We start from the raw sequence: 24,736 nt of genomic DNA, 5'->3' as shown, positions 1-24,736 counted from the left end.
GACTGCCATGAGTGTTGCCAGCAGTCTGACGGCGGGAAAACAACTGAGTGTTCTGCGCCTGGTAAAAGAAGGTGGTATCTATGCGGTGCTGCTGATTCTTCTGGCGGTGATAATTATACAAGAACCGTCGTTTGTAAGTTTAAGAAACCTCAGCAATATACTGACACAGTCGTCGGTCAGAATTATTATCGCCCTGGGGGTTGCCAGTCTGATCGTTACCCAGGGAACCGACCTTTCTGCAGGTCGGCAGGTTGGTCTGGCAGCGGTCATCTCGGCAACCCTGTTGCAAGCTTTGGAAAATGTCAACAAAGTCTTCCCGGAGCTGGGACCACTGCCGATCCCTGCCGTTATCATGATTGTCTGTGCCATTGGTGCATTGATTGGTCTGGTGAACGGGCTGGTGGTCGCCTACCTGAAAGTGACGCCGTTCATCGCTACCATGGGTACGATGATTATCGTCTATGGCGTGAACTCCCTCTACTATGACTATGTGGGCGCTTCGCCAGTGGCCGGTTTTGCCACTCAGTTCTCCGAATTTACTCAGGGCTTTATCCGACTGGGTGACTTCCGGCTTTCCTACATCACCTTCTATGCGGTTATTGCCATTATTTTCAGCTGGGTACTGTGGAACAAAACCGTCTTTGGCAAAAACATCTTTGCCATCGGTGGTAACCCGGAGGCGGCCAAAGTATCTGGTGTCAACGTACCACTTACCCTGCTGAAGGTGTATGCGCTTTCCGGCGTGTTTTATGCCTTTGCCGGTCTTCTGGAAGCTGGCCGTATCGGCTCTGCCACCAATAACCTGGGCTTTTTGTATGAACTGGATGCCATTGCCGCCTGTGTGGTTGGCGGAGTATCTTTTGCCGGTGGCGTCGGCAGTATCATGGGGGTGGTCACCGGCGTATTGATCTTTACCATCATTAACTACGGTATGACTTATATCGGCATCAACCCTTACTGGCAGTTTATTATCAAGGGGGGAATTATTATCTTTGCCGTAGCTCTGGATTCCATGAAATACGCCAATAAAAAATAGTCGATAAAACGACGATGTCAAAGCACTGGCTCAGCAGAATATTGCCGATCACATTGTCTGATCAAGAAACGTGATCACCTGTTCAGCCAGTGCTTCCGGCGTTGTCTCCACCGATATTTCCAGGTGTCGATGCAACTCACCTCTACCCAGCAGTCCGGATAACATACCCTGCAAACCCCGTTGCTGACGATCGACTTCAAACCAGAGTTTAAGCTGTTGCTCATCGCGCCAGGCAACAATTTCCAGCTCCCGCCAGCGGCCAAGAAACTTTCCGGAGACAGGGATAAATTCAAACTCCTGAACAAACGGCAGTGCAAAGCCACTGGCGGCTTCACACTCTGCCTGGCGCAACTGCAAACCGGCGTTGGTGAGTCCATCAAACAGACCGGCCATCAATGCATCCGGCCTTACTACCAGCAAGTCAGTATCCGAAGGATCTATGGCAAACTGGATATCCAGCCCGGTTTCCAGCCATACCTTACCCTCGCCCAGAGTAATGGGTGTGTTATAGGGCAAAATAAAACTGGCATTGAATATTCGTTCTTCACCCGGAGCAATAATAAAGGTTTCCGGCAATGACCACTGGCTTAAAGAGCAGGTCTGTTTTACCTTTTCAGTCACGGTTCCTTCATCACCGCCCTTACGCTTTTCCAGCTCGGCAAAATATTGGCAGCAGATATTCAGATAGATGTTATCAATCTGTTGTTCAGCGACACCCCCGTTAACCCGAATGGTGAAATCCCCCCGTTTGCCCGGAATCAACTCTGGCTGCTCGAGCACGGCATCCACTTTGGCGGCACCTATCGACAACGACGCCATTGCTTTTTTCAGTAGTGACATAGATATACAACAACAAAACAGTAAAATCAGTCTGTGCAGCTGATCATTGATGATCAGAACACAATTCATATTGGCCAAAGTCGCCCATGATAAGCCCCATTTCCTGCCCGTCAAACTCTCTTCACTGACTCAGCCGGGCAGCGAGTCATTCATTATTCTGACCAGGTTCCGGCAGGTCATGTGCAGCTATATGTGCGTCAGTTTCTGCATAGGAGAGTATTTCTCTACAGCCACTCAGCGGACAGTGCACAAACAACCTGCCAATCTCATCCATGCTGGAAATATCGTAGTTTTCCAGTTTCTTGTCATCGCCACACCGACGATTGGGACAGCGTTGTTCATTACTGATCCAGCACTGGTTACAAACCCGATGGCCGCAAACCGTAACTTTGGTACCCTGCAAAAAATAAATATTGCACCCTGAGCACGTCGCTCTGGATGACAGCGCCTCCATAAGCTCTTTGTCATCAAGGCTCCTTTTGGCTATGGTCACCATATTACCTGCTGAAGTCACGACATAATCCAGTTTCATCCCGGGCATATAGCTCACTTTTCAATACTGTGTGATCGCAAAAAACCGGTACTTTCGGTGCGCAGCAAAAGTATGTATGCGACGATCTTTTCTTTTTAGTAGGCGGTAGTCTGGTATGGTTCTTTGCGATCACCAAGGAAGGTTGGTATTTCTCCATATACTGTACATCACGGGTTGTTATCTGAAAGCCTCTTCCACAGGTTTCGGTCTGTTCAGTTCAGCAGCCAATGTCAGGTAATAAGGTACCGATGTACGCAGTGTTCGGACAGCACTCATGATAGTCAGCGAGTTCTGTTTTGAAATCTCGCATTGATAGATCCCCCGGTTCTTTTAAGCGCAAGCCTCACTTTCAGCCCCGGGAGCCTGTCGGACTCAAGACTGGCCTTCCCGGGCAATATGCCGACTGACTTACTCTCTTTATCATTTTTGAGGCCTTTTTTATGCCAATACTGCCCAGTCACAGAGAGATGTTCAATATTCAACAAAAGTTAATTTACCGGCGGTTATATGGCTTTATCTGTTATGTCTTCCTGAACACAGAGCAAAAAATTCATTCAAAAATATTTTTTAGATTAAAAAACCAATAAAAAGTCATATTCAAGATAAAATCCTGTGAAAATTGATGTTAAATATTGTTATATCCCAATTTAATAGGATCATGGAGTTGAATATGCGGATAGGTATTCCCAAGGAAATCAAGAATCACGAGTACCGCGTAGGCCTGACCCCGGCTGCTGTTAAAGAGCTGGTTCACAACGGACACGAGGTGTTTGTTGAAGACCATGCCGGTAATGGCGTCGGTTTCTTCAATGAGGACTATCTGGCCTCAGGTGCCACAATCCTGGACACGGCAGAAGCGGTTTTTCAGGCAGCTGAGCTTATCGTGAAAGTAAAAGAGCCCCAGGCTGTTGAGCGCACCAGACTGAAACCCCACCACACACTGTTCACCTATCTGCACCTTGCACCAGATGTGCCACAGACCACAGAACTGATCAATTCCGGGGCAACCTGTATCGCTTACGAAACCGTAACCGATGCCCGGGGTCGTTTGCCACTGCTGGCCCCCATGTCTGAAGTGGCCGGGCGCATGTCTATCCAGGCCGGTGCACGATGTCTGGAAAAATCCATGGCCGGACGCGGCATGCTGCTTGGCGGGGTTCCCGGCGTTGAACCTGCCAAGGTGGTCATTATCGGTGCCGGGGTTGTTGGCCAGAATGCCACCGCGATGGCAGTCGGCATGGGTGCCGAGGTGGTGGTACTTGACCGTTCAGTGGATGCCCTGCGCTGGCTGGATGCCCAATATGGCAACCGTGTGCGTACCGTATACTCCACTTCCCAGTCTATTGAGCAGCATGTGCTATCCGCTGACCTGGTCATCGGCAGTGTTCTGCTGCCCGGAGCAGCAGCGCCAAAGCTCATCACCCGGGAGCTGGTTAGCAGGATGAAATCAGGTTCTGTTATTGTCGATGTGGCCATTGATCAGGGTGGCTGCGCAGAAACTTCCGTGGCGACTACCCATGCCGAACCGACCTTTATCGTTGATGAAGTGGTGCATTACTGCGTTGCCAACATGCCCGGGGCGGTCGCCCGTACTTCTACCCTGGCACTGAACAATGCAACATTGCCTTATGTTCTTCAGATTGCCAACAAAGGTACTCGCAAGGCCCTGGAAGACAATCCATACCTGTTGGCTGGCCTGAATGTTTGCCGGGGTGTTGTTACCTGTGAAAGCGTTGCTCAGGCACAAAACCTGCCTTACAAAGCAGCAGCCCTGGTGCTGACTGAGATTTAACCGGCGCTGAAATTCATGTCTGATGGTTGCTGACTCCGGGTTACATCTCCACATCTGTCGAATGATCAGGGGTGTGGAGGCGTGACCGGGAGGCAGCACTTTTACAAGTGGCTCCCTGAGTCCTGCCGCTCATCCCTGAAAACCCCCACACTCTGTCAAAAATCAGTCTTACTGACACCTGCCCAAAGGATTTCCCAACAGGCCCCTGCAACGGGAAAGCACAACACTATACTCAGTAGAAATTCCCATTAAAGGGAATCAAACATCATTAAACACCATGGATGGAGAATTACCATGATAAGGCAACTCAAAATAACCGCCCTTCTGACAGCAGCCCTTCTGACAACAGCCTGCGGCTTAAAGCAAACCAGCAGTGAAATGGCCGCCAGTGATTACCAATCAACCAACAGCGTTTTCGACTGTGACTTTGGTCCCTTCTGTGCTTTTGCGGAAAAGCCACCCGAGGCCATATATTTTGATTTTGGAACTTCGGTTCTGGATATGGAAGATCGCAAGTTACTCGATACGGTGGCAGAACAGATGGGTGATTCCAGGCGTATCGAACTCACGGGCTATACCTGCAAAATTGGTTCAAGCCGGGCAAACCAGAATCTTTCTGAGAGTCGGGCCCTCGCTGTAAAAGCCTACCTGATGCATAAAGGTATAGAAGAAGAGCGTATTACAACGTCGGGTAAAGGCAAACACAGCCCTGCTACCCTCAACAGCAAAGGAAGCGACCGTTCGCAGAATCGTCGGGTTGAAATGAGGATCTTTCGTTAATCGTTTCTGATTTGATTGGACTACACGGTTAGCGATCTTCAAAAAGGTACCGTTCAACCGGTACCTTTTTTATGTACAGTATCCTGAAAATGCAGGAGCAATACTCCGCAAACACCTAGTACATGCTTTCAATGCGTTTGACGGTTTGTCGTGCCTCCGCACTCCGTTCGTCCTGAGCCTGTCGAAGGGCGGAAGCTCCGGAGTCTGATAGATTGTGCCAAGCACCCTTCGACTCCGCTCAGGGTGAACGGAGATTGTACACGTCAAACTCATTGAAACCATGCACCAGTGCGGCAAAGCGTTAATACCCGTACACCCCGTTCATCCTGAGCTTGTCGAAGGATGGTGCCACCGTACTTCGACAAGCTCAGCACGAACGGTGTGGGTATCAACGCTTAGTACGCTAAAGCGTCATTACCTTCAACAGATCCAGCGCACTGATTACCCCCTTCAGTGAGCGATCCCTGGTGACCATAACCCGGTGAATACGCCCTTTAACCATCGCTTCAGCGACGTGGATCAGCGGTGTATCCGGAGACACTTCAAACACCATCGGCGTCATAATATCATTGACCAGAACGGACTGATCCACCAGATCATGAAACGAGCGCTGATCTTCCGGTGACAGTGAATCGTCGATCATGGTGCTGTAAAAATCATCATCCCGCCTGGCCAGATCAACCAGACCACTGTCTGCATGCCGGACAATATCGGAAAATGACACAACGCCAATCAACTGTCCGGCATTATTCACCACCGGCGCACCGGAAATGGCCTTATCCGTCAAAAAGCGCGCCAACCGATCCACTGACCAGTCAGAGGGAACAGTCATCACCTTCTGACACATGATTTGTTCAGCCGTCATGCTAACTAAGGGGTTGTCATTATTCATATCCCTGGCTCCCGGAAGAAACACCGTCGGGATCAGTATGACCTATTGCGGTAAACCACTATCTTGACCCAGATCAATATTCAGGGAGAACAGAGAGTAACCGTCACTGTGCCATCACCCCCGGTTAAGCTGAAGCAGCTTATGGGAATGCCACTCCCCTTCCCACAGGTTTATGACCTGTTTAAAACCGACGTCTTCTGACCATTGCCGAAACGTCTGCACCTCTTCCGGAAAGTCACAGTCCGTAATATGAGCACTCAATGCCTCCAACTCCTGAACTGACATGGCTATCCAGTTGGAATGCATATAAGCCAGATAATTTGCAAGGTATCGCTGCCGGGATTCGCCGGGCTGTAAAAATACATCGTAGATAAACATCACCCCATGCTCTCGAAGACAGCGATAAGCCATCTCCAGGCACCGTTTTTTATCATCAAACGACAGGTGATGGATACAAAACCCGGCGAGAATAATGTCAAACTGACCATCACAGGACGATAAAAAATCCATCATATCCTGACAGTCAAGTTGAAACGCCACATCCCTGCCGTTAAAACGCCGGGTCAAAACCTCAAGAGCCGCAGCAGAACTATCAACGCCCCGATACGCATTGACCGTCAGCTCCGGTAGCAGCTGGAAAAACACCTCGGCATCGCCACAGCCCAGATCAAGAATATCCGAACCTTGCGGCAGCGGCTCTATCTGCCTGAGGATATGGTCAGCAATACTGTTGTGCCCCATGTAGCCCTGGTCAACAACGGTTCGATAGGTACGCCACTGCTGGAAGAAATTGTCCATGCTGTTAGTCTTTTTAGATCGGGTGATCAACCAAGCATAGACGAACACACAGCGGTTACGCCCCATTCAATAAGCGTTACAATCAGGCCAGACTAATAAAGGCATGGAGTGAATGCTTGCATGAAAACACTGGTTGTCTTTGCCCACCCGGTTCCTGAGAGTTACAACGCCAGCATCTTGCAGGTGGTGTCTGATGAGCTGAGGGCAAAATCATTTGAGGTACAAACGCTGGATCTCTATCAGGAAAATTTTGAGCCCAGAATGAGCACCGCCGAGCGAAGAACCTATAAGGACAGGGACAACACCGCTACTGTCGAGAACTATGTGCAACAACTGCAATGGGCTGAAGCCCTGATCATGATCTATCCCACCTGGTGGATGGGACCGCCGGCCATCCTGAAGGGCTGGCTGGATCGAGTCTGGCTTCCCTCGGTCGTGGCCGATTTTGGTCCGGATGGGGTAAAGCCAAAGCTAACCAACCTGAAGAAGATTCTGATCATTACCACCCAGGGCGCATCCCGCTGGCGGATGGCCCTGATCGGTAACCCACCCCGCAAAATGATGAAACTGAGCCTGAAGGCCGTCACCCAATGCAGGGATATTGACTGGCTGACCCTGTACCGCATGGATAAGATTGCCAAACCCCGGTTAAGCCAGTTTCTGGACAAAGTCCGCCAGAAAATCAAACACTTTTAGTCATCCACCACTGACAGGGATGGCACGGCCGGGGCCTGCTGATGACGTAACCACAGTTTTGCCGTCATGTGCCTGGCCATATCCCGGTAGATCATGGCGATCTGTGATTCCGGTTCAGAAACAACCGTAGGCGCGCCCTGGTCTGCCTGTTCACGAATCATCATGGAAAGAGGCAGGGAGCCCAAAAGGTCGATTTCAAACTGATCAGCGATACGGCTTCCCCCACCTTCACCAAACAGATGCTCGGTATGGCCACAGTTTGAGCAGATATGAACCGCCATATTTTCCACCACGCCCAGAACAGGCACACCAACCTTGCGGAACATCTCCACACCTTTTCTGGCATCAATCAGCGCCAGATCCTGAGGTGTTGTCACCACCACACTGCCGGAAACCGGAATTTTCTGAGCCAGGGTTAACTGAATGTCACCGGTGCCCGGAGGCAGGTCAATCACCAGGTAATCCAGGTCATGCCACATCGTCTGAGTCAGCAACTGAATCAGGGCACCACTGACCATGGGGCCACGCCATACCACAGGGGTATCTTCGGTCACCAGAAACGCCATGGACATCACCTGGATACCATGGGCCTCAATGGGCACGAAAAATTTCTCATTCTTCACATCCGGCCGGGTGCCATCGGCAATACCAAACATCTGCCCCATACTCGGGCCATAGATATCGGCATCCAGAATACCCACCCGCGCACCTTCTGCCGCCAGTGCCAGTGCCAGATTTGCTGCGGTGGTGGATTTACCCACCCCACCTTTACCGGAAGCCACGGCAATGATGTTCTTCACACCGGCCATGGTTTCCAGCTCACCCTGAACCGGTGCCGGATCCACTTGCCAGTTGACCGAAACATCCACCGACGCAACGCCATCAACATCTTCGATTTTACTGGCCAGCATCTGGGCCACCCCATGACACAGGCCTTTGGCCGGGTAACCCAGCACCAGTGAGGCGCTGACGTTGCCATGGTCAATGTTCAGGGATTCAAGACAGCCAGCATCCAGCAAATTGTTTTTCAGGTAAGGGTCCTGATAGCTGCGGATCGCCGCTTCAATATCGGCTCGGCTTGGATTCATGGCCACACTCCAGTCGGCGGGAAAATAATATTCGGTTTAATGAGGGTTTGAGGCGAGAAATTCAAGAGGCCAGCTTTGCGTACACATCACCGCGCAGGATTTACTGCCAATACTGTTCAGTCGATGCACGGAGTTCAGGGCTCCCTGCATTGCATCAGGGATGATTCAGTATCAGCCCTGGTCAAACACTGTCCTTAACCGATCCCGGGCTGATGCCCCATTATCCGGATCAATACCCTGGGAAATCATCGTCTCCCGCTGATGCTGTTGCGCCGCCTCTTCTGCCAGACGGGTGACTTCTTTACTGCGACTATCTTCAATCCCTTTCAGGATACTGGCCTCCAGATCTTCACCTTCCAGTACCCGGTTGCAGAGTATTTCATAGTTTCGCTCAAATACCGGAAAAGCGATCCGCTGTTCTTCACTGCGCAGCATCATCCAACCGGTTTCACGGGCGGCAAGATAGACCGCAATATGCGACCATGGATAGTCTCTGTGCTGGTGCGGGGCATAACAGGCCTCATAATAAGCCTGCAGGGGCTCTTTTAGCCCCACTTCATCGTATCGCAGCTTGCACTGCTCACGGATATCACTGAGATCGGGAAAAAATTTAGCGGTATCAAGCGCCTTTTTTGCCGCCATCAAAATACGACGAGGGCTGAATTCCTGCAGAGAGTTTTTCCAGACCCGCTTGGCTCGGATGATATCTTCATGGGTTTGGAAAGCCCGCTTGAACTTCAGGGGATAAGCATCTTCCAGTAGCGTGAAAACCGCATTAATGGCATCAACATGATCGGCCCCGGAACGGGCCTGTTGCGTACCAGGTCCGGACGCTGCCGGATCACAGGCCGCAGGCGCTTGTTGAGCGATGGAGCGCTGATCACTCGCAGTCTTCGAACTGGAAGCCGTCGTCCCAGCTCCGGTCTGTAAGCTTTTCAGCTGTTGATCGATGAGATCTTTGCCCTGTTTCACTTTGATTCCGCTTCCACTGGTAAATGACGTGGGATTTGAACTTGTTCTGCCAGGCTTTTCGCGCCTCACCCGTTTCATGCCAGTACAACTTGAAATCAACCAGCTGGGTAGCAATAAATTCCAGGGGTATGCCCTGATGGGCCTGGAGAAACTCCAGAATTTCCCGGGATGGAGCAAAATCTTCCGGCAAAGGCTGAACCCGGGCCCCCTCACGGATGACAGGCTGAGCCTGACCAAACACAGGATGCTCTTCCTGCTTGCGGGTATCCGGCTCAATTTCCCAGGGTAATGCGCCCGCATTGCGTCGGCGAATGTAGTGTTTGTTCTCGTCAGTCATGTAATCAACAATACCTGCCTTGCCGTTTCTGGTCTAGCTTGATCAATGATATCACCCTGTTTGCCATACGGTTTCATAAACACAGAAAAAGCGACACAGGAATAACCATTGTCAGCCCGGACAGGGAAGTTTGCTGCCGAAGCCATGACATGGCAATGAGTAAAGGACACAAAAACCATCAGCACTGGCTCATGACAAATTAGCGCACTCGAACCAGAGTGCTTGTGAGGCCCACGGGTCTCCTGATGAATGTAAGCCCATGTCTTGCTGACATTATTTTATCAACGATTGCCTCGAAACATAATTAAAAAATTCATGATAAAAAACCATCTTTGTACGGCCGTAGATCACTAATATAATCATCAGTTGCAAAAATTAGCGCCTTGATTTCAAAAGAATTAAAAAATACGAATATTTACTTAGCGAGAAAATAGTCAACTCAGGAAACTTTCAAACGGTCTCAATGATCTGAAGAGGAGGTTTTTAATCAGGAGAGTGAGAATGGACCTACAATACCCAGGTTCAGGTTACGATCATACGATCCACCGTCCCCGTGAGCAGAACCTTCCCCATTCGGCCACTGCGTCGTCCCGGGAAGAAGCAAAAACGCTTTACCACGGCATGAAGACTGATAAATTCTCGCCTGATTCTGATACTCTGCAACTCTCTTCTCACCTGCATCCCTCAGCAGAGGGACATGCCAAACAGCTTCCGACCAGAAAGCGGAAAATCCCGGATCAACACTATCAGTCAGCTTTCACACTGAACACCAATAAGAAGAGCACCAGCCAGTCGTTTTCTGCCCTTCTCGCCAGGGCAGACGAACAGGCTGAACGTTTAAGGATTTTATTAGAAGGACACACAGCGTCGCTGCCACGTTTACGGGAGCATCGTGCTGACCAGCCTCAATCCTCCCTCAGCAGCCAACCGGTCAGGGCAACTGAAATCAAACCGATACGCCAACAGAGCCTCGAAACGCACATCACTGAACCGGACATCACCGGGCTGTCATCATCAGAAACATGGGCGGAACTGACCGTTCAGGATGCTCCAGCTGCTGCCTCACCGTTTGAACAGCCTGATGCCGACACGGCGGAAGCACCATCAGGCTCAACCGACAGCACTTTACAAAACCAGCTCTCACAGGATGACCAACTCAGTACCTCCTCATCCGCATCTTCTACAGAAGGTGTCTATGAAATTCAGGAATATCCAGTTGATATAGAGACAGACCAGGGATCACCAGGAAGTCCCGTGGAGCAGTTTGTAACCGCGCATGAGTTTTTCAGTCAAGAACAGTATCAGTCTGGGCCTGAAACCAGCGGCAGTGACGATAGTGGTCATCTCGAAGATGAAGTCATAACCAGAGATTCCGCGAGTTATCTGCCATCCATGGATATCACAACCGGACCAGCAGCTGCAGATCAGAATCCGATTACCCAAACCATAACGCACAGCCTTGAAAGTAAAGTGGGTGAGTTGGAAATCAGCGGGGCTGATAAAGAAGATGACGATGCAACAGCAATCAATGACACACCTGAGAAAACGGGCACCCAACCGGATAAAGCCTCAGTGCTTCCATCGTTGAGTGATTCTGCCACAGAGACTGACAGTTTGGCGGAAACCCAATTGAGCCCTAAAAATGAGGATGATATTCAGCTAACCTCTGAATCCATGCAAAAAGAAAAGCCTGTCTACAAGAAACTCACAATCAGTGTTGTATCTGTGGCCAACCCCCACCTTAAACCGGCAAAAAAAACACCTGAAAGACTGGACACCAACCAAAGCACCAGTGCTCAGGATACCATAGCCCCAAAAGCCAGAAACCCAAAAGCCAGAAAAAAGTCGGTTAGATGGGCCCCATCGGTGGAACAACATCACTCCACCTCCGTTCAAACAGAAACTCAAAAACCGCAGGCAGAGCCTTCGAGAACCGGGTCCGCATCCATTTCCAGTCCGGCAAAGTCTGTGATCGGAGCAAAAAAAGCAGCAACCGTGGGTACGCCATCGGAATTATCCGACGGACCCCGCACCCGCAGTATTAAAATCACCTACGAGTACCGAAGGAGACATTACGAAGTTTACAAACAGACGTTTTCACCAGACACGCCCCTGGACGTTATTCAACAGCGAGTGAATGCTGAAATCAGCAAATTTAAAAACTCGGGGTACAAAAGTCAGTACCCCATACGGGCCGAGCTCAGCTCTGTGATAAAAGATCTTCCTGATAGCAAAAGAACGATGTCAGTGGATGTGCCAGGGTCCAGGAACGTAGATCGTCAAGATTCTGCTGCTACTCCATCCTATGAGCAAAAAACAGCATCACTGTTTGATCAACTGAAAAACGCTGAAGCCGAGTCGGATTTTTACTAAACGTTGTTATTTTCCTGAAATCTGATGTCAAAGGACTGATCAGATACTCAGGAGCACCAAAAAGTAGTTAACCAGCAGGGAGGTAAATGATGATCGTCAACGATCGAACTTTTCACGAATAGGCTTTCCTCTGGACAGTTTGTATAATGCCGCATTCCCGTTTTTTTATCCGACCATCAAGACAGAATCGAATGAGCCAACGCAAAATACTTGTCACCAGTGCCCTGCCCTATGCCAACGGCCCTTTACACATGGGGCATCTGGTGGAATACATCCAGACTGATATCTGGGTTCGTTTCCAGAAACTGTCTGGCCACCAATGTACCTACGTTTGTGCTGATGATGCCCATGGCACCGCCATCAGCCTCCATGCGGAAAAACAGGGCATGTCACCGGAAGAGTCCGTGGCTCGCATTAACATCGAACGGGTTCGCGATTTTGGTGAGTTCCATGTGGCATTTGATAATTATTACTCCACCCACTCGGAAGAAAACCGCAAGCTCTCAGAAGCGATTTACCTGTCTCTGAAGGAAAAGGGCCATATTGTCAGTCGCAATATCATTCAGGCTTATGATCCTGAGAAACAGATGTTTCTGGCCGACCGTTACATCAAGGGTGACTGCCCGAAATGTGGTGCCTCTGGTCAGTATGGCGACAACTGTGAAGCCTGTGGAGCGACCTACTCACCGGCGGAACTGAAAAACGCCCGGTCAGCCATTTCCGGTGCCGCTCCCGTTGACAAAGAGAGTGAGCATTTCTTCTTCAAACTCTCGGATTTTGCTGACTTCCTGAAGCAGTGGACCCGCTCTGGCACCATCTCCGAAGAAATTGCCAACAAACTGGCGGAGTGGCTGGATGCCGGTCTGCAGGACTGGGATATCTCCCGTGATGCGCCTTACTTCGGCTTTGAAATTCCTGGAGAAACCGGTAAATACTTTTATGTATGGCTGGATGCGCCCATTGGTTATATGGCAGCATTTGAAAACCTCTGCCAGCGCCGCGATGACCTGAACTTTGATGAGTACTGGCAGAAAGACAGCCAGTGCGAGGTGCACCATTTTATTGGCAAGGACATTGTCAACTTCCACTGCCTGTTCTGGCCAGCCATGCTCCACGGTACCAACTATCGCACCCCAACCCGTGTGAATGTGCATGGCTATCTGACCGTGAACGGTGAAAAGATGTCCAAGTCCCGTGGCACATTCATCACCGCCCGTACTTACCTGGAACACCTGGACCCTGAGTATCTGCGTTATTACTACGCCGCCAAACTCTCCAACCGTATTGATGACCTTGACCTGAATACCGATGACTTTATCCAACGGGTAAACTCGGATCTGGTGGGCAAGGTGGTCAATATTGCCAGCCGTAATGCCGGTTTTATCAATAAGCGTTTTGGCGGCAGGCTTTCTGCCACCCTTTCTTCCGAGAAGGGCGCACCGGAACTCACCGCCGACTTCCAGGCAGCGGCACAGCGTATTGCCGGGCACTATGAAGGCCGCGAATTTGGCAAGGCGATGCGTGAGATCATGGCCCTGGCAGACAAAGCCAATGCCTGGATTGACGAAGTGAAGCCATGGGTAGTTGCCAAAGAACAGGGCAACTCTCTTGAGAAAAGACAGGTTCTGCATGACATCTGCAGCACCGGCATCAACCTGTTCCGACTACTGATGATCTATCTCAAGCCGGTACTGCCAGCCATGACGGTGAAAGCGGAGGCCTTCCTCAATGTTGCCCCTCTCACCTGGCAGGACAGCCAGACGCTGCTTCTGGATCACCACGTCAATAAATTTGAACCATTGATGACCCGCGTCGAAGCCGATAAAGTAGCGTCCATGATCGAAGCCAGTAAGGAGGTCCTGGCCCAGATGGAATCATCCAATAAGCCAGCTGAAACGTCTGCTGTTTCTTCTGAATGGTTAGAGAAAGACCCTGTTGCCGATGAAATCACCTTTGATGACTTCGCCAGAGTTGATCTGCGTATCGCCAGAATTGTCAACGCCGAACTGGTGGAAGGGGCGGGCAAGCTGCTGCGTCTGACCCTGGATATTGGCGAACCCGAGCCTCGCAATGTCTTTGCCGGCATCAAGTCTGCCTATGCACCAGAAGCCCTGGTGGGCAAACATACGGTTATGGTGGCCAATCTGGCTCCACGTAAAATGAAGTTTGGTGTGAGTGAAGGCATGGTATTGGCCGCAGGCCCCGGCGGTAAGGATCTGTGGATTCTTGAGCCTCACGAAGGCGCTCAGCCTGGCATGCGTGTGATGTAATCGTCCTCAGCCATAGAATTAGAGCGTAGCCCGACAGCTGCGCTCTTAAGTCCATATCACCGGGCTGATTACCACGATATCCGCTCGATCTCCTTTTCTTATCCGCCCGGCGTCGATACCAAACCACTGAGCCTGATCCCCGGTAAAACTTCAGTCTTTTTGTCCAGCCAGCACGCTGACCGAAAACAGATCGGTTGGTTCTCAAACATCAGCGCATTGAAAGCCAGTTGTTTTCCCGGTTGCATCAGACAGGGCGATCTCAGCAAATGAAACTGAACCCGATCCTACCAACACGGTCACACTGGCTCCCATGAACTTTTGCTTCAGAAATCTGTCTTAAAGTGTGGCTGTTTGACATTCAACAACATACCAATCACAAGCTTAAAGGAATAAGAGTATGCAGAACCCTAACATAACAGCGAACAATGTCGGTGCAGCTTTCGAATTGCGGACTTACGGTAGCAATTCCGGCAACACTTACCTCCTGTTACATGTCTTCCAGGTCCAGGAAGACCGTTACCGATTTTTTGCTGGCAAGTCAATCAACGATACACTCCACAAAGTTCCGGTAACCTTTTCCAGGGCTGACACCTGTCACATTCTTCTACAAAACACCCTCACCCAGTTCCATGTACGTCCGATCGAAGATATTAAATCTCTGTTCCCTCCGGAAGACTCAAAGCTACCGCACGAGTTAAATCATGCCATTAACAAGGATCACCCTTACTCCGTACCATGGAAGTTTTAAAGATGAATACCAATAAAGTTGGCCAACCTAATGACTATAACGCTTTAGCTTTTGAGACCGTAACTCCTCAAAAAAGACTGGCAAATTCTACATGCGATCATCTACAACCCAGTAAAATCGCTAAAATAACAATAGAAACTGAGGTTTCGCCCGTCAAAAATGAGCCGTTACTTGAGACCAATGATCCGACAGAAAATGGTACCAGCCATGGTGTCACCACTGTTCCTGCCCGGGACTGCTTTCCATTACTGGCCATGCCAAGTGAACCTTTATTACGGATTTTGGGTTATTTATCACACAGAGATATTGTGGCGATAGAAAAAACCTGTCTGGATTTAAGGAATTTAGCCACCAGTATTCTGACCGTCAGGAGCCAGGCATGGTACGCACAGTTCGAGACATCACAAAAGCAGCAATTCACCCGGATCGCGAAAAACATCAGTCAACATAAACTGAAAGCCTGGCTTATGCAGTTTACCCGTGATGAAGTGCTGGTCAGCCGTCTTTGCAGCCAGCTGGCCGGGGAGGCGACGGACGACCTTGAGGCCTGCAACCCGGAAAAGATAACATCGTTCCCTCAACGCCTGTTTTACCGGGTGGCTAAACTCATGTTTGACTTTCCAGCCTTTAACCCGGCTTTAGTATCAGACATTCAGTGCAAGTCCTTTAAATCCGACCTGTGCCTGCTCACTCCCAGTGATGTCAGCTACCTGGTAACCAACTGTGATAGTGCCGATTGCTGTGCAAAAATTCATATCCTGTCAGCGAAGAACCTTGACCACAGGGAGATCTCCATTCATCGCTGGGGCTGCGTCAGGGCGGTCTCCCTCAGCGCTGATAAACGCCATATAATGAGCCGCTGTGGCTACCGGGCGGTAAAAATCTCCAGCCGTACTGCCACTGACTGCTGGGCAGGGCAACTCTTCGTTGCCCATGAAAAGGAGATCGTATCGGCCACCTTCAGCCCCGATAGTCGCCATGCAGTGACGGCCAGCGAAGATATGAGTGCATACATCTGCTCAGTGGATCAAACTGGCTGCTGGGCATCAACAGCGAGGATTACCCATGAGGGGATTGTTAATTCAGCTGAATTCAGCCCTGATAGCCGCCTGCTAGTGACTGCCAGTGATGATCACACCGTAAAAATCCATGAGTTTGCCAACGGCACATGGCTGACAAGAACCACCCTGAACCATAATGGCAGGGTGTTCTCAGCCAGGTTCAGCCCGGATGGCAACCATATCATCACCGTCAGCCTTCATCAGAATGGCGGCCAGACAGCAACGATTTACAGCGTTAATGCCGATGGCCGTTGGACAAAAAAAGCCGACATCACCCACTCAGAACGGATTTGGACAGCTTTCTTCAGCCCTGACAGCAGACATGTCGTGACGGCCAGTAGTGATCATACCTGCAAAATCTTCAGTTGTGACACCGGCAACAATTGGCAGTTTAAAGCGGTTATTCACCATACCGGGCGGGTTAGATCTGCCCACTTTAGTCCCAATAGTCTCCTGATAATAACAGCCAGTGATGATTGCTCGGCGAAAATCTACGAGTTTGATGTAGACCACAGGAGTTGGTCACAGCAATATTCCATTACCCATAAACGTCAAATCACCTCCACCCAATTCAGCGCTGATAGCTGCCGAATTTTGACCCTGTCCGGAAACAACTCAACAAAACACAGCGTCAATCACCAAGCCAGAATCCACTCTCGTAATGCCAGTGGCCAGTGGTTGCAAATCGGCAATATTGTACCAGAAAGCGGGGTTCAATCAGGTCAGTTTAACCACGATGGCTCCCATGTTGCCATCTGTGACTGTAGCGGCAACGCTCTGATCATTGGCATTGAGGCTGATCGCAAAGAGTTACAGGTAAAAGCCTCCCTGCACCACTCTTACCGGCTCGGCCTGGCAGAATTCAATGCCAACAGCAGCCATATCGTCACCATAAGCCTTGATACCACGCAATTTAAAGTCTGGTGCCTGTATGGGAAGGATTTAGCGCCACCGTCGCCCTCGAAAATTACCTGTTTGCCGTTGCCGCCTCCATGCAAAAAAAGTCCGCAAGCTGATCCACAGTTAAATGATTAAAGACTGTCTGAGCATAGCGCCCGTGGCGAGGTGGCATTCATTAGCAGGGCTTATTTGCTATTCTTCCGGGTCAGCCGATCACACTGAGTCGATTTCATCCTGAGTCAGATAGCGCCACTCCCCGGGCCTCAGAGATACATCAAGGCCAATATCCCCAACCTGTTCGCGATGCAGACTCACCACTTTATTGCCAATGGTCGCAAACATACGCTTAACCTGATGATATTTACCCTCAGTAATGGTCAACAATACCTCTGAGGGTGTCAGAACTTTCAGCAAGGCAGGCTTGGTCGGTGCTTTCTCACCTTTCAATTCAATACCGCTGGCAAACCGCTCAATCAGTTCTGCGGTCTTATCTTCTGGCAGAGGGTCGGCTAATTGCACGCGATAGCGCTTGCCACACACTTTTACGGGCGAGGCCAAGCGATGGGACCATTGCCCATCATCGGTAATCAATACCAGCCCTGTCGTATCTGCATCCAGGCGGCCAGCGATATGGAGTGAATAAGCCTTGGGAATATCCAGCAACGAGAGAACCGATGGATAGACCTCATCCACATTGGAACAGAGCGTATCTTCGGGTTTGTTGAGCATGATATAGCGCAGCCCGCGAGCTTTGACCAGCTCACCCAGCAAACGGACTTCACAGGTATCCGGCACTTTGAAGGCACTGTTTTTTACCACAATGCCATCACAGGTCACTTCACCTCGGTGCAAACATTTTTTGGCATTGGCACGTGAGAGTTCGGTACTTTCGCAGAGGTATTTATCTAAACGCATTCGGGGAAGACTATGCCTGAAAAACGGGATGTTAATATCAAAGGAGCGTTATAGCCAGTAACAATGCAGGGAGTTGGGTAACTGAAACCCCATTGCTTCAGCCACCGCAAACCACTCACTATTTATGAATTTTCACATATTGGCTTTCCAAGTCATCAGTCATAGAATACTTCACCATTTATCTCCCTTCTAGAAAACCGTATTTCACCTATGGTCGAGGAACTCCCCATTGCTTTTTTCTGAGCTGGCTCTCCATGAACGGGTGCAAAAAGCACTCTCTGAACTCGGGTTTGAACAGGCCACCCCGGTTCAGGAACAAACCCTACCTCTGGCTATGACCGGCAAGGATCTGATGGTCAGCGCAGAAACCGGCAGTGGTAAGACCGCAGCGTTTCTGCTGCCCATGCTCAACCATATGCACACCACCCCTTCGCCCAAAACCAGTACCCGGGCACTGGTGCTCGTGCCTACCCGGGAGTTGGGCCTGCAGGTGTTAAAAGAGTGTGAAGCCCTGGCACGCTATACCTACATCAAGGCAGGGCTGATCGTTGGTGGTGAGGACTATCGCCATCAGGTAAACACTCTGCGGAAAAACCCCGAAATCATTATTGCCACCCCCGGCCGCCTGATTGAGCATATAAAAAACGGCAACCACGATTTCAGCGACCTGGAATACCTGGTACTGGATGAAGCGGACCGCATGCTGGATATGGGCTTTGGTCCCGATGTTTTGAGTATCGTGGAAGAGTGCCATGGCGATCGCCAGACCTTCCTGTTCTCAGCAACCCTGGAAGCCCGGGGCCTGGGTGAAATGGCCTACCAGGTATTGAACGACCCAGCCCGTCTGAAGCTGAACTCTGTCCAGGAAAAGCACGCCAATATCCACCAGCAGATTATTCTCTCGGACGATGCCGCCCATAAAGAAAAACAGCTGATCTGGCTGCTTCGGAATGAAACCTATGACAAAGCCCTGGTGTTCACCAATACCAAAGCCCGGGCTGAGGAGTTTGTCGGCAAAATCCGGGTTAAAGGCCTGAAGGTCGGCGTACTCCACGGGGATATGGACCAGCGGGAGCGCAAGCACGTTATGCGCCTGCTGCTGGATGGCAAGATCAACATTCTGATTGCTACCGATGTGGCAGCCCGAGGCCTGGATATCAAAGGTGTGGAACTGGTTATCAACCTGGAAATGGCCCGTAACGGTGATGACTATGTCCACCGGATTGGCCGTACCGGACGTGCCGGAGAACAGGGGCTGGCCATCTCCCTGATTGGACCGGACGAATGGAACCGGATGTCGGGTATTGAACGCTACCTCCGGCTGCGGTTTGAGAAACGCACCATCAAAGAACTGCCGGGCAGCTATAAAGGCCCCAAAAAGCTGAAAAGTTCTGGCAAAGCCGCCGGCAAGAAAAAACCGGCCGGTAAAAAAGGCGCTGGTAAAAAACAACCGGCGGATAAACAACGTCACCGGGAGCAGAAGAACGTGGGCAAACGTCGTACACCGGCGGCCGAAGCCAAACCCACCACTGCAACCACCTCAACCGATTCCGGTTTTGAACCACCCAGGCGCAGGAAATAATACACATGAGCAATAACCTACCTTTTTCCGCTCTTGGGCTGGATGAGTTGCTGATTCAGGCAGTCAATGAAGCGGGCTACCAGAATCCCACCCCAGTTCAGGCCAAAGCGATTCCCATGGCTTTAACTGGCCGTGACCTGATGGCATCTGCCCAGACCGGCACCGGTAAAACCGCCAGTTTCACTTTGCCAATCCTGCACCGGCTGGCGCAGATGAGAACCAGTAAAGCGATCCGCGCCCTGGTGCTGGTCCCTACCAGGGAGCTGGCCATTCAGGTTGATAATAGTTTCCAGACCTATGGCAAGCACACGGCTATCAAGACAGCTGCCGTCTATGGTGGCGTAGATATTGACGATCAGTTGCAGGTTCTGAAAGAAGGCGTTGATGTCCTAGTGGCGACACCCGGTCGCCTGGTGGACATGATCAACCGGAAGCATATCCAACTGGACAGTTTGAGAATACTGGTGCTGGATGAAGCCGACCGGATGCTGGACCTGGGTTTCCGTGACGATATTCAACACATTGTGCAAAACGCGCCGACAAAACGTCAGAACCTGTTGTTCTCCGCCACCTTTTCCAAAGACATTAAACAGCTGGCCCATGAATTCATGCGCCATCCGGTCAAGATTGAACTGGAAAACCCCAACTCTGCTGCTAACACCGTATCCCAGTCTTTCTACCCGGTGGACCAGCAGGACAAACCGGAGATTCTCAGCTATCTCATCCATGGTGGTCGCTGGCAGAAAGTGCTGGTGTTTGTCCGCACTAAAAAAGCCGCCAACAAGGTTGCCGAGTTGCTGGCAGAAGACGGCATCAATGCCCAGCCCATTCACAGCGATAAAAGTCAGTACCTGCGTATTCGCACACTGGAAGATTTTAAGGATAACTATTTTGATGTTCTGGTAGCAACGGATGTGGCCGCCAGAGGCCTGGATATCGAACAGCTGCCGCTGGTCATCAATTATGACCTGCCCAAAGTTCCCCAGGACTACGTGCACCGCATTGGCCGCACCGGCCGCGCCGGACAAAAAGGCAGGGCTATCTCCCTGGTGAACCCGGAAGAGAAAAAGTTATTGGCCGGTATCCAGCAGCTGATCAAAAAACCACTGGAAATAGAACCTCTGCCCTACTTTGAAGATGGCGAGGTGCGTCCTGCTGAGATTGATGAGCCAGCCGGTAAAACCCGCAACAAGCGAAGCAAACCTGACCTGAAAACAGGAAAGCCTGCGATAAAACAGCGTTCGGGTAATAAATCACGCAATGGCAGCACCAGAAAGCCTTCAGGTACTGCGTCAAAGAAAAGGCCTGCTGTTTTCTCAGGGAAAAAACGGAAGTCCTGACCAGGCTGATTCATTTCAGCCAGGTGAAAAGCAATAAGCTGGGAATACCCTGCCTCTGCCGGGTATTCCCACCGTAGAAAGCGGGTGACAAAGGTCGCATACAATGGAAGATATTATTGAAGAACTGCGGGAACGGGCCCTGGATGTGTCAGTCCCACTGGAACTGCCGGATGAAGACCAGCTGGTGGAAGTGGAAGAACAGATTCTGATTCCCCTTCCCTACGAACTCCGGGAGTTTCTGCTGCACGTCAGTGATGTTATTTATGGCTCCATTGAACCGGTGACGGTTACTGATCCCCAATCCCATACTTATCTGCCGGAAGTCGCAGCCAATGCCTGGGCTGAAGGTCTGCCGAGAGAGCTGATCCCCATTTGTGAATGCAATGGTGAATACTATGGCATTTCCGAAGAAGGAGAAGTGGTTCGCTGGGCTGACGGTGAAGTGACTGACGACAGCTGGCCATCCATCTGGTTATGGGCCAGGGATATCTGGCTGGAGAGCTAATGTCGAAACGAATTCTGATCATTATGGCCATGGCAGCGGAAGCCCGGCCAATCATTGATCAATTGGGTCTCAAGGCACTGCCCGCCGATCCCCGGTTGCAAAGTCACTTCCCCCGCTTTCAGGGTGAGTTTGCTGGTAATACCATCATGATCTCCCTGAATGGCACATCCAGTGAGTACGGTGTCGACAGGATAGGCACCGAGTTTGCCGCGCTGAATACCCAGTCCGCCATTATTGAGTTTGCTCCGGAGCTGATCATTAATGCGGGCACCTGCGGTGCTTTTTCAGCCGATGCTGATATTGCAGATATCATCACTTCCGACCAGCCGGTGGTTTACCATGACCACCGGGTTCCCCTGAAAGGCTTTGACCGTTTTGCCATGGGCGCTTATCCAACCGCCTATCGCCCCGAATACTTTCAGGGTATTGAGCATAAGCTTGGAGTGGTCACCACAGGCAACTCCCTCGATATGCCGGATATCGACAGGCAGTGGATCAGGCAAAACCAGGGTATGGCCAAAGAGATGGAGTGTGCCGCCGTTGCTGCCACCGCTCATCTTTACGGCATCGACTTCCTGCCGATCAAATCCGTGACCGATCATATCGATATCGAACTGGATAATGTTGAGCAGTTTCTGAACAATCTGGGCAAGGCCAGCCAAAAGCTGAGCGAAACCTTGATCAGGGTATTAACCAATATCAAATAAAACCCGATTATTCTCCTACACCAAGACAAACATATTTGATTTCAAGATAGTCTTCGATGCCATATTTTGAGCCTTCCCGCCCGATGCCGGACTCTTTGATGCCGCCAAATGGTGCTGCCTCGGTGGAAAGGATACCTTCATTAACAGCGACCATGCCATACTCCAATGCTTCGCTGACCCGCCAGACTCGTGACAGATCACGGGAATAAAAATAGGCAGCCAACCCAAACGGCGTATTATTTGCCCGATGGATGACGTCAGCTTCTGACTTGAACCGGAACACCGTAGTGACCGGTCCGAACAGTTCCTGGTGAGCCACATCCATGCTTTCATCAACACTGGTCAATATGGTGGGTTCAAAATACAGGTCTCCGACATTGGATCGGGACCCGCCCATATGCACGGTAGCCCCCTGTTCTTTTGCCAGGTTAACGAGGTACGCAATTTTTTCTATTGCGCGGCTATTTATCATAGGGCCTATGTCTGTCTCTTTATCAAGGCCATTACCCACCTTAAGTGCCGCAACAGCTGCAGTGTACTTCTCCAGGAACTCATCGTAGACCCCGTCCTGTACGTAAAGGCGGTTCGTACATACACAGGTCTGGCCAGCATTCCTGTATTTTGAAATCAACGCCCCTTGCACTGCCTTGTCGATGTCTGCGTCTTCAAAGACGATAAATGGAGCATTTCCGCCCAATTCCATGGAAACTTTTTTTACCGTATCGGCACTCTGACGTATAAGATGCTTACCAACCGGCGTTGACCCCGTAAAGGAAACCTTTCGAACCAAAGGGTGCGTGGTTAGCACCGAACCAGTCTCTACAGCAGACGACGACGTAATAACATTAATCACACCCGCAGGAATTCCGGCCTGCTGCGCAAGCCTGGCCATCGCAAACGCACATAATGGGGTGTCTTCAGCTGGCTTGATAACAATAGTACAGCCAGCTGCCAGTGCCGGTGCTGCTTTTCGAGCAATCATGGCAACGGGAAAATTCCATGGCGTTATGGCACTGACCACCCCCACCGGTTGCTTCATCGTTAAATAGCGGGCAGTTGCCATCGTAGAGGGAATGATATCACCATAGGTTCTCTTGCCTTCCTCGGCGAACCATTCGATAAAGGATGCGCCATACAATACTTCACCATATGCCTCCTTATAGGGTTTTCCCTGCTCAAGGGTTAACAGTTGAGCAAGGTCCTCCGCATACGAAGTCATGAGCTGGAACCATTTCATCAAAAGCCCTGCCCGCTCTTTGGCTGTGGTTCTTTTCCATGAACTAAAGGCCTCACTGGCTACTTCAACAGCCTGTTCAGCATCTGCTGCCCCCATATCCGGTACTTCCGCAATCTGTTGTCCGGTAGCGGGATTTGTTACCCAATAGGTGCGGCCACTTTGTGCACCAACCCACTGACCGTTAATAAATGCCTCGTTACTCTCAAAGAGAAATGGGTTCATTAGCTTGCCTCATTTTTTCTTGCATCAGTTTATAAAGTTTGATGTGTACAATCTCCGTTCACCCTGAGCGCCCTTCGGCTCCGCTCAGGATGCACGGACGAAGGGGGCTTGGCACGATCTATCGGGGGCCGGAGTTTGCGCCCTTCGACAAGCCTCAGGAAGAAAGGAATGCGGAGGCACGACAACCCGTCAAACTCATTGAAACAATGTACTAAAGCAACAGCTTATCTCAGTTGAATCAGCGCATCCTGAACCCTTTTTTCTCCAGAAACGACCTCATGTGAGGGCGGGATTCTTTACCCAGCAAGGCCGACATTTCCTGAGACCAGACCCGATCCAGCTTGCCTTTGGTCCGCCGCTGGTAATAGGCTCTCATAGTTTCATCATATTCAGCCACCAGCGCCTTATTCACTGGCTGGTAATGCTCCTCCATCAGCACAGCTTCCAGCGGCAGTCTGGGTTTACACTCCGGATCCTGATCCGGGTACCCAAGGCAGAGGCCAAAAACGGGGTAGACATATTCCGGCAACGCCAGCAAATCACTGACCTGTTGCGGGTCATTGCGCAGACCTCCGATATAGCAGATACCCAGCCCTTCTGACTCAGCAGCGACCACCACGTTCTGGGCAAACAGGGCAACATCAACCGTGGCAATAATGAAATGCTCGGTCATTCCGTCTGCCATGGTGTTGCCCGACTGTTCACAGCACCAGCCAGAGCGATGCAGGTCAGCACAGAACACCAGAAACTCAGCCGCCTGCTGCACATAGGTCTGGCCACCGGCAAGCTCTGCCATGGCTTTGCGGGTTTCAGGGTTTCTGACCCGAATAACACTGACACCCTGCAAATTGCTGGATGTGGCGGCACTTTGGCCCGCGCTGATCAAGTCTCTCAACAAGGACTCTGCGATCGGCTGTTCCGTGAATTTGCGAATGGATCGGTGCGATTGCAGCAGTTCAATTACCGGTTGGGTCATGGTGTTATTCTTAATCTGGCCATTATTATTCTGCACTATTGTAGCCTTGGCTGGATTTTTCAAGGCTGCCTGCCTCTGCTAGAATTCCTTTCCTAGCTCCGGACTTACGCTCCGGACCGCTAACCAAGGACAATAAA

22 protein-coding genes are annotated in these 24,736 nt (G+C 50.7%); 12 read left to right on the top strand and 10 right to left on the bottom strand.

The features are described 5' to 3' along the window. The first annotated feature begins 7 nt into the window (after positions 1–7). Positions 8–1,036: a galactose/methyl galactoside ABC transporter permease MglC gene (mglC, locus tag ACO6UY_RS03540; RefSeq protein ID WP_101744865.1), complete on the top strand. Its 1,029-nt coding sequence runs from the start codon at positions 8–10 to the stop codon at positions 1,034–1,036. Positions 1,037–1,084: 48 nt separating this feature from the next. Here the strand turns inward: mglC and ACO6UY_RS03535 are convergent, their stop codons facing one another. Together ACO6UY_RS03535 and ACO6UY_RS03530 are read right to left on the bottom strand one after the other, a co-directional pair. Then, positions 1,085–1,855 (bottom strand): sporulation protein, encoded by a 771-nt coding sequence (locus tag ACO6UY_RS03535; protein ID WP_422489071.1) that lies wholly within the window; start codon positions 1,853–1,855, stop codon positions 1,085–1,087. 166 nt (positions 1,856–2,021) lie between these two features. Then, positions 2,022–2,417 carry a hypothetical protein gene (locus tag ACO6UY_RS03530; RefSeq protein ID WP_422489069.1) on the bottom strand — a complete coding sequence of 132 codons (396 nt, stop codon included), beginning with the start codon at positions 2,415–2,417 and terminating at the stop codon, positions 2,022–2,024. A 661-nt stretch (positions 2,418–3,078) separates the two neighbouring features. On the opposite strand from ACO6UY_RS03530, the gene ald reads away from it, so the two are divergent. Beyond that, on the top strand, positions 3,079–4,200 hold the full coding sequence (gene ald, locus ACO6UY_RS03525; RefSeq protein WP_422449327.1) for an alanine dehydrogenase: 1,122 nt from the start codon (positions 3,079–3,081) through the stop codon (positions 4,198–4,200). A gap of 294 nt (positions 4,201–4,494) precedes the next feature. Next, the gene (locus ACO6UY_RS03520) at positions 4,495–4,980 is read left to right on the top strand and encodes an OmpA family protein (protein ID WP_422449329.1); all 486 of its coding nucleotides are present in this window, start codon (positions 4,495–4,497) and stop codon (positions 4,978–4,980) included. A 403-nt stretch (positions 4,981–5,383) separates the two neighbouring features. On the opposite strand, the gene ACO6UY_RS03515 is transcribed toward ACO6UY_RS03520, so the two are convergent. Continuing rightward, positions 5,384–5,872, bottom strand: coding sequence for a CBS domain-containing protein (locus tag ACO6UY_RS03515; protein ID WP_422449331.1), 489 nt, complete (start codon positions 5,870–5,872; stop codon positions 5,384–5,386). A gap of 114 nt (positions 5,873–5,986) precedes the next feature. Beyond that, complete coding sequence (locus ACO6UY_RS03510) at positions 5,987–6,670, bottom strand: class I SAM-dependent methyltransferase (RefSeq protein WP_422449333.1); 684 nt, start codon at positions 6,668–6,670, stop codon at positions 5,987–5,989. A 120-nt stretch (positions 6,671–6,790) separates the two neighbouring features. Between ACO6UY_RS03510 and ACO6UY_RS03505 the strand changes: the two genes are divergently transcribed. Continuing rightward, a complete protein-coding gene (locus ACO6UY_RS03505; protein ID WP_422449335.1) occupies positions 6,791–7,366 on the top strand; it encodes an NAD(P)H-dependent oxidoreductase in 576 nt (191 codons plus the stop codon). Here ACO6UY_RS03505 and apbC read toward each other — a convergent pair. From apbC to ACO6UY_RS03490, 3 genes are all read right to left on the bottom strand, one after another. Beyond that, positions 7,363–8,454, bottom strand: a complete 1,092-nt coding sequence (gene apbC / locus ACO6UY_RS03500) for an iron-sulfur cluster carrier protein ApbC (protein WP_422449337.1) — start codon at positions 8,452–8,454, stop codon at positions 7,363–7,365. The two genes, ACO6UY_RS03505 and apbC, sit on opposite strands and share 4 nt — an antisense overlap. Positions 8,455–8,625: 171 nt before the next feature. Further along, positions 8,626–9,426 carry a replication protein P gene (locus ACO6UY_RS03495; protein WP_422449339.1) on the bottom strand — a complete coding sequence of 267 codons (801 nt, stop codon included), beginning with the start codon at positions 9,424–9,426 and terminating at the stop codon, positions 8,626–8,628. Next, a complete protein-coding gene (locus ACO6UY_RS03490) occupies positions 9,335–9,763 on the bottom strand; it encodes a DnaT-like ssDNA-binding domain-containing protein (protein ID WP_422449341.1) in 429 nt (142 codons plus the stop codon). The genes ACO6UY_RS03495 and ACO6UY_RS03490 overlap by 92 nt, the downstream gene beginning before the upstream one ends. A gap of 501 nt (positions 9,764–10,264) precedes the next feature. Between ACO6UY_RS03490 and ACO6UY_RS03485 the strand changes: the two genes are divergently transcribed. The 4 genes from ACO6UY_RS03485 to ACO6UY_RS03470 all read left to right on the top strand — a co-directional run bounded on the left by ACO6UY_RS03485 (position 10,265) and on the right by ACO6UY_RS03470 (position 17,250). Continuing rightward, entirely contained in the window at positions 10,265–12,136 is a 1,872-nt protein-coding gene (locus tag ACO6UY_RS03485) for a hypothetical protein (RefSeq protein ID WP_422449343.1), read from the top strand. A gap of 146 nt (positions 12,137–12,282) precedes the next feature. Continuing rightward, positions 12,283–14,406, top strand: a complete 2,124-nt coding sequence (gene metG, locus ACO6UY_RS03480) for a methionine--tRNA ligase (RefSeq protein ID WP_422489067.1) — start codon at positions 12,283–12,285, stop codon at positions 14,404–14,406. Between the two features lie 397 nt (positions 14,407–14,803). Further along, positions 14,804–15,154 (top strand): hypothetical protein, encoded by a 351-nt coding sequence (locus ACO6UY_RS03475; protein WP_422449347.1) that lies wholly within the window; start codon positions 14,804–14,806, stop codon positions 15,152–15,154. Positions 15,155–15,156: 2 nt separating this feature from the next. After that, positions 15,157–17,250, top strand: a complete 2,094-nt coding sequence (locus tag ACO6UY_RS03470) for an F-box/WD repeat-containing protein (protein ID WP_422449349.1) — start codon at positions 15,157–15,159, stop codon at positions 17,248–17,250. A gap of 78 nt (positions 17,251–17,328) precedes the next feature. On the opposite strand, the gene rsuA is transcribed toward ACO6UY_RS03470, so the two are convergent. Beyond that, on the bottom strand, positions 17,329–18,030 hold the full coding sequence (gene rsuA / locus ACO6UY_RS03465) for a 16S rRNA pseudouridine(516) synthase RsuA (protein ID WP_422466747.1): 702 nt from the start codon (positions 18,028–18,030) through the stop codon (positions 17,329–17,331). A 229-nt stretch (positions 18,031–18,259) separates the two neighbouring features. Between rsuA and ACO6UY_RS03460 the strand changes: the two genes are divergently transcribed. From ACO6UY_RS03460 to ACO6UY_RS03445, 4 genes are all read left to right on the top strand, one after another. Further along, positions 18,260–19,612: a DEAD/DEAH box helicase gene (locus ACO6UY_RS03460; protein ID WP_422466745.1), complete on the top strand. Its 1,353-nt coding sequence runs from the start codon at positions 18,260–18,262 to the stop codon at positions 19,610–19,612. 5 nt (positions 19,613–19,617) lie between these two features. Next, positions 19,618–20,952 (top strand): DEAD/DEAH box helicase, encoded by a 1,335-nt coding sequence (locus tag ACO6UY_RS03455; protein ID WP_422449355.1) that lies wholly within the window; start codon positions 19,618–19,620, stop codon positions 20,950–20,952. Positions 20,953–21,055: 103 nt separating this feature from the next. Continuing rightward, on the top strand, positions 21,056–21,457 hold the full coding sequence (locus ACO6UY_RS03450; protein WP_163370593.1) for an SMI1/KNR4 family protein: 402 nt from the start codon (positions 21,056–21,058) through the stop codon (positions 21,455–21,457). Further along, positions 21,457–22,164, top strand: a complete 708-nt coding sequence (locus ACO6UY_RS03445) for a hypothetical protein (protein ID WP_422449358.1) — start codon at positions 21,457–21,459, stop codon at positions 22,162–22,164. The genes ACO6UY_RS03450 and ACO6UY_RS03445 overlap by 1 nt, the downstream gene beginning before the upstream one ends. A gap of 7 nt (positions 22,165–22,171) precedes the next feature. Here the strand turns inward: ACO6UY_RS03445 and ACO6UY_RS03440 are convergent, their stop codons facing one another. Next, positions 22,172–23,623, bottom strand: coding sequence for an NAD-dependent succinate-semialdehyde dehydrogenase (locus ACO6UY_RS03440; RefSeq protein WP_422449360.1), 1,452 nt, complete (start codon positions 23,621–23,623; stop codon positions 22,172–22,174). 238 nt (positions 23,624–23,861) lie between these two features. Next, a complete protein-coding gene (gene nfsA, locus ACO6UY_RS03435; protein ID WP_422449362.1) occupies positions 23,862–24,599 on the bottom strand; it encodes an oxygen-insensitive NADPH nitroreductase in 738 nt (245 codons plus the stop codon). Between the last annotated feature and the right edge of the window lie 137 nt (positions 24,600–24,736).

Source organism: Endozoicomonas sp. ALE010 (assembly GCF_049310165.1).
In the GTDB taxonomy this organism is placed as follows: domain Bacteria; phylum Pseudomonadota; class Gammaproteobacteria; order Pseudomonadales; family Endozoicomonadaceae; genus Endozoicomonas.
This window is presented reverse-complemented; position numbering and strand designations above follow the sequence as displayed.

What these genes read in the sequence shown, in the direction of transcription:
- mglC (WP_101744865.1), top strand. Translation starts at nt 8, where the DNA reads ATGAGTGTTGCCAGCAGTCTGACGGCGGGAAAACAACTGAGTGTTCTG.
- ACO6UY_RS03535 (WP_422489071.1), bottom strand. Translation starts at nt 1,855, where the DNA reads ATGGCGTCGTTGTCGATAGGTGCCGCCAAAGTGGATGCCGTGCTCGAG.
- ACO6UY_RS03530 (WP_422489069.1), bottom strand. Translation starts at nt 2,417, where the DNA reads ATGCCCGGGATGAAACTGGATTATGTCGTGACTTCAGCAGGTAATATG.
- ald (WP_422449327.1), top strand. Translation starts at nt 3,079, where the DNA reads ATGCGGATAGGTATTCCCAAGGAAATCAAGAATCACGAGTACCGCGTA.
- ACO6UY_RS03520 (WP_422449329.1), top strand. Translation starts at nt 4,495, where the DNA reads ATGATAAGGCAACTCAAAATAACCGCCCTTCTGACAGCAGCCCTTCTG.
- ACO6UY_RS03515 (WP_422449331.1), bottom strand. Translation starts at nt 5,872, where the DNA reads ATGAATAATGACAACCCCTTAGTTAGCATGACGGCTGAACAAATCATG.
- ACO6UY_RS03510 (WP_422449333.1), bottom strand. Translation starts at nt 6,670, where the DNA reads ATGGACAATTTCTTCCAGCAGTGGCGTACCTATCGAACCGTTGTTGAC.
- ACO6UY_RS03505 (WP_422449335.1), top strand. Translation starts at nt 6,791, where the DNA reads ATGAAAACACTGGTTGTCTTTGCCCACCCGGTTCCTGAGAGTTACAAC.
- apbC (WP_422449337.1), bottom strand. Translation starts at nt 8,454, where the DNA reads ATGAATCCAAGCCGAGCCGATATTGAAGCGGCGATCCGCAGCTATCAG.
- ACO6UY_RS03490 (WP_422449341.1), bottom strand. Translation starts at nt 9,763, where the DNA reads ATGACTGACGAGAACAAACACTACATTCGCCGACGCAATGCGGGCGCA.
- ACO6UY_RS03485 (WP_422449343.1), top strand. Translation starts at nt 10,265, where the DNA reads ATGGACCTACAATACCCAGGTTCAGGTTACGATCATACGATCCACCGT.
- metG (WP_422489067.1), top strand. Translation starts at nt 12,283, where the DNA reads ATGCCGCATTCCCGTTTTTTTATCCGACCATCAAGACAGAATCGAATG.
- ACO6UY_RS03475 (WP_422449347.1), top strand. Translation starts at nt 14,804, where the DNA reads ATGCAGAACCCTAACATAACAGCGAACAATGTCGGTGCAGCTTTCGAA.
- ACO6UY_RS03470 (WP_422449349.1), top strand. Translation starts at nt 15,157, where the DNA reads ATGAATACCAATAAAGTTGGCCAACCTAATGACTATAACGCTTTAGCT.
- rsuA (WP_422466747.1), bottom strand. Translation starts at nt 18,030, where the DNA reads ATGCGTTTAGATAAATACCTCTGCGAAAGTACCGAACTCTCACGTGCC.
- ACO6UY_RS03455 (WP_422449355.1), top strand. Translation starts at nt 19,618, where the DNA reads ATGAGCAATAACCTACCTTTTTCCGCTCTTGGGCTGGATGAGTTGCTG.
- ACO6UY_RS03450 (WP_163370593.1), top strand. Translation starts at nt 21,056, where the DNA reads ATGGAAGATATTATTGAAGAACTGCGGGAACGGGCCCTGGATGTGTCA.
- ACO6UY_RS03445 (WP_422449358.1), top strand. Translation starts at nt 21,457, where the DNA reads ATGTCGAAACGAATTCTGATCATTATGGCCATGGCAGCGGAAGCCCGG.
- ACO6UY_RS03440 (WP_422449360.1), bottom strand. Translation starts at nt 23,623, where the DNA reads ATGAACCCATTTCTCTTTGAGAGTAACGAGGCATTTATTAACGGTCAG.
- nfsA (WP_422449362.1), bottom strand. Translation starts at nt 24,599, where the DNA reads ATGACCCAACCGGTAATTGAACTGCTGCAATCGCACCGATCCATTCGC.